Source organism: Janthinobacterium psychrotolerans (assembly GCF_001677885.1).
Classification (GTDB): Bacteria; Pseudomonadota; Gammaproteobacteria; order Burkholderiales; family Burkholderiaceae_D; genus Janthinobacterium; species Janthinobacterium psychrotolerans.
Map to the genome: position 1 here is coordinate 47,367 of NZ_LOCQ01000055.1, position 11,767 is coordinate 59,133.

Genomic DNA, 11,767 nt, shown 5'->3' on the forward strand with positions numbered 1-11,767 from the left:
AGCCTTAGTGGCATGGCGGCGCGCGAAAGTTCCGCGCGCCGCCCGGCGAACTCAGGACAGGTTGGGCGCCAGCCAGCGCTCGATATCTTCCCTGGGCACGCCACGGCGCTTGACCATGTCCTCTACCTGGTCTTCTCCGATCTTGCCGACCACAAAGTATTTCGATTCCGGGTGGGCAAAGTAGAAGCCGGACACGGCCGCGCCGGGGAACATGGCGTACGATTCGGTCAGCTGCATGCCGATTTCCTCGGCCTGCAGCACGTCGAACATGGCGCGCTTGACGGTGTGCTCGGGGCAGGCCGGGTAGCCGGGCGCCGGGCGGATGCCGAGGTATTTCTCGGCGATCATGTCGTCATTGCTCAATTCTTCGCCTGCGGCATAGCCCCACAGGTCGGTGCGCACGCGCTCGTGCAGGTATTCGGCAAACGCCTCGGCCAGGCGGTCGGCCAGGGATTTGAGCATGATGGACGAGTAATCGTCATGCGCGTCTTCGAAGCGCTTTTCGTATTTTTCGATGCCGATGCCGGACGTCACGGCAAACATGCCGAGGTAATCCTTGATGCCCGACTCTTTGGGCGCAATAAAGTCGGCCAGGCACTGATTCGGCCGCTGCACGCCGTCGACCACGGGTTTGACGCCCTGCTGGCGCATGCCGTAGTAGGTAAAGGCGACGGTGCTGCGCGTGTCGTCCGTATAGACTTCGATATCGTCGTCATTGACGCTGTTGGCCGGCAGCAGCGCCACCACGCCATTGGCCGTCAGCCAGCGCCCGTCGATCAGTTTTTTCAGCAGCGCCTGGCCTTCCGCATACACCCTGGTGGCCGCGTCGCCCACCACCTCATCGGTCAGGATGGCGGGGAAGGGGCCGGCCAAATCCCAGGTCTGGAAGAACGGCCCCCAGTCGATATACTGTGCCAGGGTGGCCAGGTCGACATTCTTGAACACGCGCCGGCCGATGAATTTCGGTTTCACGGGCGCGCCGGCGCCGTCGAACGGCAGCACCATCTTGTTGGCGCGCGCCTTGGGCAAGGACAGAATCGGCAGCGCCTTCTTGTTGGCGTGCTGTTCGCGGATGCGCGCGTAATCGAGTTCGATGTCCGCCACGTATTTGTCGCGCTGCTCGGGCGTCAGCAGCGACTGCGCCACCGACACCGAACGCGAGGCGTCCGGCACGTAGATCACCGGGCCTTCATAGTTGTGGGCAATTTTCACGGCCGTGTGGGCGCGGCTGGTGGTGGCGCCGCCGATCAGCAGCGGAATTTTCAGCATGCGGAAGTGTTCGTCGCGCTGCATTTCCTTGGCCACATACGCCATTTCCTCCAGCGACGGCGTGATCAGGCCCGACAGGCCGATAATATCGGCGTTCTCGACCTTGGCGCGCGCCAGGATTTCCGAGCACGGCACCATCACGCCCATATTCACCACTTCGAAGTTATTACATTGCAGCACCACGGTGACGATATTCTTGCCGATATCATGCACGTCGCCTTTCACGGTGGCCATGATGATCTTGCCTTTCGGCTTGGCGACGATGCCTGTGCGTTTTTCTTCCAGCAGTTTTTCTTCCTCGATAAACGGAATCAGGTGGGCCACGGCCTGTTTCATCACGCGCGCCGATTTCACCACCTGCGGCAGGAACATTTTACCTTGGCCAAACAAGTCGCCGACCACGTCCATGCCGGCCATCAAGGGCCCTTCGATCACGTGGATCGGGCGCCCGCCGTTGTGCAGCAGCTCCTGGCGCGCTTCTTCCGTGTCTTCGACGATGAATTGCGTGATGCCGTGCACCAGCGCATGCGACAGGCGCGCCTGCACCGTGCCCTCGCGCCAGGCCAGGTTCTGCACGTCGGTCTTGCCGCCGCCCGCTTTCAGCGTGCCGGCAAATTCGATCATGCGTTCGGTCGAGTCTTCGCGGCGGTTCAGCACCACGTCTTCCACCCGCTCGCGCAGCTCCGGATCGAGGTTGTCGTAGACGCCGACCATGCCGGCGTTGACGATGCCCATGGTCATGCCGGCCTTGATGGCGTGGTACAGGAACACGGTGTGGATCGCTTCGCGGGCCGGATCGTTGCCGCGGAAGCTGAACGACACGTTCGACACGCCACCCGAGATTTTCGCGTGCGGCAGGTTGTCCTTGATCCAGCGCGTGGCGTTGATGAAGTCGACCGCGTAGTTGTTGTGCTCTTCGATGCCGGTGGCCACGGCAAAGATGTTCGGGTCGAAAATGATGTCTTCGGGCGGGAAGTCGAGCGCGTCGACCAGCAGATGATAGGCGCGCGCGCAGATCTCGATCTTGCGCTCGAAGGTGTCGGCTTGGCCTTTTTCATCGAAAGCCATGACGATCACGGCCGCGCCGTAGCGGCGGCACAGGGTGGCCTGGCGCAAAAATTCCGCCTCGCCTTCCTTCATCGAGATGGAATTGACGATGGCCTTGCCCTGCACGCATTTCAGGCCCGCCTCGATCACCGACCATTTCGACGAGTCGACCATGATGGGCACGCGCGAAATATCGGGTTCGGAGGCGATCAGGTTCAAAAAGCGCGTCATGGCGGCCAGCGAATCGAGCATGGCCTCGTCCATGTTGATGTCGATCACCTGGGCGCCGTTTTCCACCTGCTGGCGCGCCACCGACAAGGCCTCGTCGTATTGCTCGTTGAGAATCATGCGCGCAAACGCCTTCGAGCCCGTGACGTTGGTGCGCTCGCCCACGTTGACGAACAGCGACTCGTCATTGACCACGAACGGCTCCAGGCCGGACAGGCGCAGGTCGTGGCTTTTGGCGGGCAGGGTGCGCGGCGTGTTGTTCGACAGCAGCTCGCCGATGGCCTTGATATGTTCGGGCGTGGTGCCGCAGCAGCCGCCGGCCATGTTCAGAAAGCCCGCATCGGCAAATTCGCGCAGCAGGGCGGAGGTGTCTTCCGGCAATTCATCGAAACCGGTGTCGCTCATCGGGTTGGGCAAGCCGGCGTTCGGGTAGATGCACACGAAAGTGTCGGCGATTTTTGACAGCTCTTCCGCGTACGGGCGCATCAGGGCCGCACCGAGCGCGCAGTTCAGGCCGATCGTCAGCGGTTTGGCGTGGCGCACGGAGTTCCAGAAGGCGGGCACGGTCTGGCCCGACAGGATGCGGCCCGACGCATCGGTGACGGTGCCCGAAATCATCAGCGGCAGGCGCGCCACGGTCGGGTTCTGCTCGTAGAACAGGTCGATGGCAAACAGCGCCGCCTTGCAGTTGAGGGTGTCGAAAATGGTTTCCACCAGCAGCACGTCGGCGCCGCCTTCGACCAGGCCCTGCGTTTGCTGCAGGTAGGCCGCCACCAGCTGGTCGAACGTGACATTGCGCGCGGCCGGGTCGTTGACGTCGGGCGAGATCGAGGCGGTTTTCGGTGTCGGCCCCAGGGCGCCGGCGACAAAGCGCGGCTTGTCCGGCGTGGAATACTTGTCGCAGGCGGCGCGCGCCAGCTTTGCCGCCTGCACGTTCATCTCGTAGGCCAGGTGCGCCATGTGATAGTCGTCCTGGGCAATCGTGGTGGCGCCAAAGGTATTCGTTTCGATCAGGTCGGCGCCGGCCGCCAGGTAGCGTTCGTGGATTTCCTGGATGATCTGCGGCTGCGTCAGTGTCAACAGTTCATTATTGCCTTTGACGAACAATTCACGCGCGCCCGAGTCGGCCGGCGCCGCGAAATCGATAAAACGCCCGGCGGGACCGCCGCGATACGCCACTTCGTCGAGCTTGTATTGCTGGATGATCGTGCCCATCGCGCCATCGAGGATCATGATCCGGCGCGCCAGGATGGCGCGCAAGGAGGCTTCGGTGGGGGACTGGGCAGGGATCACGGTATCGGTCATTTCATGCTTTCAATAGGCAACGGGCGGCGGCGCGGTGGGGAGGCATTGCGCATCAGCAGGATCAGCCGACGGAGTGCGCCGGCCGGATAGGCTGGCGGAAGAGGGCAATCGCCTGAGTTCACCGGGTCTAAAATTATACGGCATCGCGCACCTTTGGTTCTGGGCAAAAGGCCTGGCCGGCTGCGGATGGTCCATCCACGCAACACATCGCCATGCCAACGACGGGTCTTTAAAAAAAGTCACTAATAATTTTTTTAAGTTGTCTTTGGGAATTTTATTCAATCATAATGACGGTACTGGTTTACCCATTCTCGCCAAAATTCACCGCCATGTTCCCTGTCTTGTTCAGTTCTCCTGCTGTCGCGCTGCGCGCAAACGGATGCCAGCCATGAAAAACCATTTGCTTATTGTATCGCTTGCCATGCTGGGTCTGTCCGCTTGTGGCGGCGGTGGAGGTGGCGGCGCCAGTACGGCGGTGGCCACCACCGCTACGCCGGCGGTGGTGTCGGCCATAGCGTCCGTGTCGGCCAACACGGCGGCCATCGGCGCCAGCTTGACGGTGACCGGCAGCAACCTCGATCGCGTGACGGCCTTCCAGGTCGGCGGCGTGACCCTGGCCGCCAGCGCCGTGAGCGCCACCAGCGCCACCCTGACCATGCCGGCCACGCCAGTGAGCGGTGCGCTGACCCTGGTCACCGCCAGCGGCACGGTCGCCACCAGCCAGGCCATCACGGCCTACCTGCCGTTGACAGCCGGCGAGCTGACGCCAGCTGCCGGCATCGCCGGCACCAGCGTGAGCATCACCGGCGCCGGCATGGCCAATGTCACGGCGGTCGTGTTTGCCAACGGCACCGCCGCCGCCGTGCAAGGCCATACCGACAACAGCGTCACCTTCGTGGTGCCGGTCGGCGCCACGACGGGCCAGCTGACTGTGCGCGGTACCTTCAACGAAGCGCTGACCAGCGCCGCCTTCACCGTCCTGCCGACCGTCAGCGTGACGTCGATCAGCACCGCCATCAGCGGCGGCAATGTGATCGTCACCGTGGCCGGCAGCAATCTGGACCAGGTCAATGGCGCGGCCATCGGCAGTACCGCCGCCACCATCGTCAGCGCCAGCGCCAGCGAACTGCGCGTCTCGGCGCCCAGCACGGCGACCGGCAACCTGATGCTGTCGTCGCCGTCGCGCGCCGCCGTCAACGCCGGCACGGTTGCCGCGTTCACCCTGGGCGCCATCGATTTTTCGCAAGTGCTGAACCTGAGCGCCAGCGATGCGGCGCTGCGCCTGACGCGCGGCAAGCCCGCCGCCGTGCGCGTGTCCGTGCTCGGCACGCTGGCTGGCCGCAGCAGCCCGACGGTGACCCTGGCGGCCAGCTCGTCGACCGGCGTCAACCTGGGCAGCCTGGTGCTGAGCGGCCCTGCGACCCTGCCAACGACGCGCAATGCGTATAGCTTTGATGGCAACTTCAGCGTGGCCCTGCCGGCCAGCTGGATACAGCCCGGCCTGCAAGTGCGCGTGACGGCCGTCGGCAATGATGGCACGCAGGTGAGCCAGCAGGCCACGCCGGCCGTCTCGTCGGCCGCCAGGATGCGCCTGGTGCTGGTGCCCCTGACCACCAGCGACGGCACCTCCGTGCTGCCGGACCCGGAAGTGATCCGCGCCGCCCTGGTGCGCGTGTATCCGTACGCTCTGGACGACATCACCGTCACCAGGCGCGTGCCGCTCGACGTCGGCGGCAGCAGCGCGGTCGACAGCTGGTGGAGCACGACCTTGCCGAAGATCGAAGCGGCGCGCAGCCAGGAAGACAGCAGCGCTTTCTATTATGGTTTCGTGTCGCAGATGTCGGCCAGCCGCACCGCCGGCCTGGCGTATATCAGCGACCGCACCACCGGTGTGTCCAGCCCGTCGGCGATGGGTCTTGATGCTGCCGCCACCCGCACCGCCTCGGTCGACGCCTTTGGCAACGCCTGGCCCGAGTGGCTGACGACGATGATCCATGAAATCGGCCACAACCATTCGCTCAGGCACGTCGCCTGCGGTTCACCGACCGACGCCGTCACCGACTATCCGTACGCCAATGGCGACCTGGGCAGCCAGCCTCTGTACAACAGCAACTATGGCGCCACCATCGGCCAGCTGAGCCAGGCCAGCTACAGCAGCGGCGGCGGCACCAGGCAGATGAAAGACGTGATGAGCTATTGCAGCGGCGCCTGGTTCTCGGACTACAGCTATGCCCGCGTCCAGCAATTTCTCGAAAGCTACGCCGCGCGCCTGGCCCGCACCGGCCGCAGCAGCTCGGTGGGCGCCAGCGTGCTGGCCGCCGACAATGGCTACCTGACCATTTCGGGCCGCATCACCGACCATGGCGTGCAGTTGCACCCGGCGGTGGCATCGGCCACCGCGCGTACCGGCACCGCCGACAGCAGCGCCACCTACAGCCTGCGGATTTTAACGGCGTCCGGGCAAACGATGAACGTGCCATTTGATACGCAGCAGCTGGCCGACAGCCGGGTTGACGTGAGCCACTTCCGCGTCAGCTTTGCCAACCCAGGCGACATCAGCGATATCGATGTGCTGGCCAATGGCAAGGTGGTCAGCAAGATCGACCGCTCGGTCCGCCGTGCCGTCGCCGCCACCGCCGCCAATCTGCAGACCACGCAGAACGCCGGCAAGCTGGCCCTGCGCTGGAATGCCGATGCCGAGCCGTACGCCGCGGTGCTGTACGTCGCCGCCGATGGCCGCAAGACCGTGATCGCCAGCGCCCTGACCGGTGGCAGCACGGCCGTCGACGTCAGCGCCTTGCCGGCCGGCGGCCGTTTCGAGGTGAGCCTGTCGTCGTCCGTGCGTGGCCGCATGGTGAAAGTGGCGCGTCAATAAACGCTGGTTTTACTTGTGTGAAAAGCGCACAAATCCTGTGCCGGCATGGGGCTGCTGATGGACCGAAAGCTTGCCTAGAATGGCTGTTCCTCAATCAACCGGAAGCTGCGCCATGCCCATCCTCAACCTTCAACTCTCCACCACGCCTGACGCGCCGCAATCGGCCGCGCTTGCCGCCACCCTGAGCCGGCTGACAGCCGAGTTGCTGCACAAGGCGCCAGAACTGACTTCGGTGGCGATCCGCCATATCGATGGCGCGCACTGGTTTGTCGGCGGGGCATGCCTGCAACAGCAGGGCAGGACGAGTTTTTTCCTCGATGTGCTGATCAGCGACGAAACCAATACGGCGGCGGAAAAGGCGGCGTATATCGCCGCCGTGCATGCGGCGATGGCGCAGGCGCTGGGACCCTTGCACGAGGTCAGCTATATCCACGTGCATGACGCCCGCCAGGCGGCCTGGGGCTATGGCGGCCTGACGCAGCAGTTCCGCGCCGTCTCGAAAAGCCTGCAATCGCAGTGATCAGTCCCAGTCGCGGCCGGCATACCACTGGACCGCGAAGTCGATCAGGGCGCGCACCTTGGGCGACAGGTGGCGCCCGTGCGGATACAGCGCATACAGATTGCGCGGCGCCAGGGTGTAGCCGGGCAGCACCTGCACCAGTGCGCCGCTGGCCAGCTGCTCGCGCACGATAAAGGCGGCCGTACTGGCGATGCCCATGCCTTGCATGGCGGCGGTGCGCAGGGCGATGCCGGTGTTGGCGGCAAAGCTGCCGCGCACGGCCACCGCGTGCGGCGCGCCGCTGTCGTCGTGGAACACCCAGCTGGCCGGTTTTTCCGCGACGCTCAAGCTGTACAGCAGGCAGTCATGGCGCAGCAGCTCTTGTGGCGTGGCGGGCGCGCGATGCTGCGCCAGGTAGCCCGGCGATGCGACCGCCACCATGCGGCTGCTGGCCAGCTTGCGCGCCACCAGGGTCGAGTCGGGCAGGCCGCGCGTGATGCGCAGCGCCACGTCGAAGCCGTCGTCGATCAGGTCGACCATGCGGTCATTGCAGACCAGGTCGATCTGCAGCAGCCGATAGCGCTGCGTGAAGGCAGGCAGCCAGGCGGCCAGTTCCAGCGCGCCGAAGGCGACTGGCGCATTGATGCGCAAGCTGCCCGAGGGCTGCGCCTGGTGCAGGGTGACGGCGCGGTCAGCCGCGTCGAGCGCGTCGAGGATGTCGCGGCTGGCCAGGTAGTATTCCTGGCCGGCGGCCGTCAGCGCGAAGCGGCGTGTGGTGCGGTTGAGCAATTGCGCACCGAGCTGGTGTTCCAGCTGGCGGATCTGGCGCGAGACGATGGAATGAGAAATGCCGAGCGCGGCGCCGGCCGCCGTGAAGCTGCCCAGTTCGACCACGCGGCGCAGCGCGCGCAGGGCTGTAAGCTGGTCCATGGCGCGCTGGCAGGTTAAACGAAACGCTTGCCTTCGAGCGGGAAGCCCTTGATGAATTCGCTTGCCGGCAGGCGCTTGCCGCCCGGTTTTTGCAAGTGCGTCAGGCGCAAGGCGCCCGTGCCGCAGGCCACCACGATGCCAAGCTGGGCGTCGGCCGCCAGTACCTGGCCGGCCGGCTGCGGGCTGTCGGCCTCGAGTACCTCGGCGGCCCAGATCTTGATGGCCACGCCGTCGACCTGGCCGCAGGCGCCGGGGAAGGGATTGAAGGCGCGAATTTTCAGGCCCAGTTCCAGCGCGCCCTGGGAAAAATCGAGCGCCGCTTCTTCCTTGGCGATTTTTGCCGCATAGGTCACGCCCGCTTCCGGCTGCGGCACGGCCGTCAATGGCCCCTGCCGCATCTTGCGCAAAGTGTCGACGATCATGCGCCCGCCGAGGGCGGCCAGCTTGTCGTGCAGGGTGGCGGTGGAGTCGCCCGCTTCGATCGCCACGCGTTCGATGGCCAGCATCGGGCCGGTGTCCAGCCCTTCTTCCATCTGCATGATGGTCACGCCGGTTTCGTCGTCACCGGCCTCGATGGCGCGGTGGATCGGCGCGGCGCCGCGCCAGCGCGGCAGCAGGGAACCGTGGATATTGATGCAGGGCCGGATGTCGAGCGTGCTGCGCGGCAAAATCAGGCCATAGGCGGCCACCACCATCACATCGTACTCAAGCGCCAGCAGCCGTTCGTGGGCGGCTTTCGCTTCGGCGGCGCGCTGCGGATCGCGGCTGTCCATGCGCAGGGAGAGCGGCTGCAGCACCTCGATGCCGTGCCGCAGCGCGTATTGCTTGACGGCCGAAGCGTGCAACTGCATGCCGCGTCCGGCAGGGCGGTCGGGCTGGGTCAGCACCAGGGGAATCTCGAAACCCGCTTCGTGCAAGTCTTTCAGGGCGGTAGCGGCAAATTCAGGCGTGCCTGCGAAGATCACTTTCATCGGGTTCCTTGGTGTGAAGTGCGCAGGGCTGTGCCTGGCGGGTATGACAATGCCCGCCAGTTTACCAGTTCATGCTTCAGAAACGGCGATTTTGCGCGCGCAGGCTCGCTTCGCGTTCAAGGCCGCGGATTTCCTTGACCATCTTGGTCTTGATGCGGTTGCGCTTGAGCGGCGACAGGTATTCGACGAAGACCTTGCCCAGCAGGTGATCCATTTCGTGCTGGATGCACACGCCCAGCAAGCCCTCGGCTTCCAGTTCGAAGGCCTTGCCATGGCGGTCCAGCGCGCGCACCTTGATGCGGGACGGGCGCTCGACGCCGTCGTACACGCCCGGCACCGACAAACAGCCTTCGTCGTAGACCTGCTTTTCTTCGCTGGCCCAGGTGATTTCCGGGTTGATGAACACTTGCAGCTGGTTTTTTTCTTCGGTGACGTCGATCACCATCATCTGGATGTGCTGGTCGACTTGCGAGGCCGCCAGGCCCACGCCGGGCGCGTCGTACATGGTTTCGGCCATGTCGTCGATCAGGGTCTGCAGCTGGGCGCCAAAATCGGTGACCGGCTTGGCGACGGTGTGCAGGCGCGGATCGGGGTAACGCAGGATATTTAAGATGGACATACGAATTGGGCTGTTTGGCTGGTTGAATGAGCTGGGCACATGAAGGCTGTGCGCGGCGCTGGGTCGCCGGTGGTTTTACGCTGATTGAAGGCGAAATTTTATCACAGACGCCGCTGGCGCTGTGGCGGCGGGCGTTTTCTCGGCGGCGCGCCGCAGCGCGCACGGATATTGCGCCGGTCGGCATCGCGGCGCGCGCGCCGCGCTACCATGAAAGACCGGGAACCACGCGCGGCGAGCGAGAATGTCATGCATGCAAATTCGGCAAGCGAACAAGGGGTGGGCGAACTGGCGTCGTGGCTGCGCCTGCAATTGCTGCCCGGCGTGGGGCCGGTGGCGGCGCGCGCCCTGCTGGCCCGCTTCGGTTTGCCGCAAGGCATATTTTCAGCCTCGTTCGAGGCCTTGCGCGAAGTGGTGCCGGCCGGCCTGGCGCGCACCATCCTGCTGCCGCCCAAGCCGGTCGCCAACAGCCAGCTGGACCTGACACTGCAATGGCTGGAGCGGCCCGGCAACGCCGTGCTGACCCTGGCCGACGGCGCCTATCCTTTGCAACTGCTGGAAATCCCCGATCCGCCGCTGCTCTTATATGTACGCGGCCGCCCTGAACTGCTGTCGCGCCCTTGCGTGGCCGTGATCGGCAGCCGCAACGCCAGCGCGCAGGGCATGCAGAATGCGGCCGCGTTCGCCGAGGCGCTGAGCCGGTCGGGCCTGACTATCGTTTCCGGGCTGGCGCTGGGCATCGACACGCATGCGCACGAAGGCGGCCTGCGCGGCGAGGGCGGCACGGTGGCCGTGATCGGCACGGGCGCCGACCTGGTCTATCCGCGACGCAACCTCGACCTGGCGCAACGCATAGCCGCGCAAGGCTGCATCGTCAGCGAATATGCGCTGGGCCTGCCTGCCATGCCCAGCAATTTTCCACGCCGCAATCGGCTGATCAGCGGCCTGGCGCGCGGTGTGCTGGTGATCGAGGCGGCGGCCCAGTCGGGCTCCTTGATCACGGCGCGCCTGGCCGGCGAATACGGGCGCGATGTGTACGCCTTGCCGGGCTCGATCCACTCGACCCTGGCCAAGGGTTGCCATGCCCTTATCAAGCAGGGCGCCAAGCTGGTCGATTCGGTCGACGATGTGCTGCAGGAATTGCGCTGGCCCGGTGTCGATGTTGCGCCGGTATCGTCTCCGGCACCGGCCGCGCCGCTGAGCCCCTTGCTGGGCGTGCTCGGCTACGATCCTTGCGATACCGACACCCTCGCCGCGCGCAGCAGCCTGGCGATTCCCGTGCTGATGGGCGAGCTGCTGGCGCTGGAAATGGCCGGGCTGGTGGAACGGATGCCGGGAGGACTGTTTCAACGCTGCAAATGACAGCTTGTCACTTGTGTGGCGGCCTTGCCGCACGGCGCCGTTTTGACGGCTGGCGCACTTGTGCCGCAGCGAACTTAGCTGATAGAGTAGAGTCATGTTCGATATCCTGGTTTATCTCTACGAGACTTATTATCGCCCCGATGCCTGCCCCGAGCCGGCGGCGCTGGCGCGCAAGCTGTCGGCCGTCGGCTTCGACGATGTGGAGATTTCCGAGGCGCTGGTCTGGCTGACCGACCTGAACGCGATGGCCGGCGCCGAGCAGGTGCTGACCGCCAGTTCCACCGGCACGCGTTTTTATGTTCAGCAAGAAACCGATGTGCTGGGCACGGCCGCCATCGGCTTTATCCAGTTCCTCGAAAGCGCCAAGGTACTGTCGCCGCTGCAGCGCGAAATCGTCATCGAACGGGCGCTGGCGCTCGATGAAGCACCGGTTACCCTCGGCAAGCTGAAAGTCATCGTGCTGATGCTGCTGTGGAGCCAGGGCAAGGAACCGGACGCGCTGATGTTCGACGACCTGTTCGGCTCCGACGAAGAATTATCGCCCCGCCTGCTACACTGAATAAAGGCCCGTGGGACTGGCCCATGCCTGCCGCCCGCCGCTTTTTGCCCGCCACTCATCCAGCCAGCCGATAGATTTTGCCCCTGCGCATTGTTGTCTTTAGATA

8 protein-coding genes and 1 pseudogene are annotated in these 11,767 nt (G+C 64.8%); 5 read left to right on the forward strand and 4 right to left on the reverse strand.

The genetic code is table 11. From position 1 onward, the window contains the following. Positions 1 to 51 precede the first annotated feature (51 nt). Positions 52 to 3,849, reverse strand: coding sequence for a methionine synthase (gene metH, locus ASR47_RS13085; RefSeq protein ID WP_065308227.1), 3,798 nt, complete (start codon positions 3,847 to 3,849; stop codon positions 52 to 54). Between the two features lie 388 nt (positions 3,850 to 4,237). Here metH and ASR47_RS13090 point away from each other — a divergent pair, with 388 nt between their 5' ends. Continuing rightward, complete coding sequence (locus tag ASR47_RS13090; RefSeq protein WP_171898940.1) at positions 4,238 to 6,724, forward strand: IPT/TIG domain-containing protein; 2,487 nt, start codon at positions 4,238 to 4,240, stop codon at positions 6,722 to 6,724. Between the two features lie 112 nt (positions 6,725 to 6,836). Then, positions 6,837 to 7,244: a tautomerase family protein gene (locus ASR47_RS13095; protein ID WP_065308229.1), complete on the forward strand. Its 408-nt coding sequence runs from the start codon at positions 6,837 to 6,839 to the stop codon at positions 7,242 to 7,244. On the opposite strand, the gene ASR47_RS13100 is transcribed toward ASR47_RS13095, so the two are convergent. From ASR47_RS13100 to def, 3 genes are all read right to left on the reverse strand, one after another. Then, positions 7,245 to 8,153: a LysR family transcriptional regulator gene (locus ASR47_RS13100; protein WP_065308230.1), complete on the reverse strand. Its 909-nt coding sequence runs from the start codon at positions 8,151 to 8,153 to the stop codon at positions 7,245 to 7,247. It lies immediately after the preceding gene. Positions 8,154 to 8,167: 14 nt separating this feature from the next. Continuing rightward, positions 8,168 to 9,124: a methionyl-tRNA formyltransferase gene (gene fmt, locus ASR47_RS13105; RefSeq protein ID WP_065308231.1), complete on the reverse strand. Its 957-nt coding sequence runs from the start codon at positions 9,122 to 9,124 to the stop codon at positions 8,168 to 8,170. Positions 9,125 to 9,200: 76 nt separating this feature from the next. Continuing rightward, a complete protein-coding gene (gene def / locus ASR47_RS13110) occupies positions 9,201 to 9,743 on the reverse strand; it encodes a peptide deformylase (RefSeq protein ID WP_065308232.1) in 543 nt (180 codons plus the stop codon). A gap of 91 nt (positions 9,744 to 9,834) precedes the next feature. Between def and ASR47_RS28355 the strand changes: the two are divergent. From ASR47_RS28355 to ASR47_RS13120, 3 genes and pseudogenes are all read left to right on the forward strand, one after another. After that, a pseudogene (locus ASR47_RS28355) lies at positions 9,835 to 9,954 on the forward strand (hypothetical protein); the annotation flags it as partial. Between the two features lie 35 nt (positions 9,955 to 9,989). Further along, positions 9,990 to 11,102: a DNA-processing protein DprA gene (dprA, locus tag ASR47_RS13115; protein WP_065308233.1), complete on the forward strand. Its 1,113-nt coding sequence runs from the start codon at positions 9,990 to 9,992 to the stop codon at positions 11,100 to 11,102. 94 nt (positions 11,103 to 11,196) lie between these two features. After that, complete coding sequence (locus tag ASR47_RS13120) at positions 11,197 to 11,661, forward strand: Smg family protein (protein WP_065308234.1); 465 nt, start codon at positions 11,197 to 11,199, stop codon at positions 11,659 to 11,661. Positions 11,662 to 11,767 lie beyond the last annotated feature (106 nt).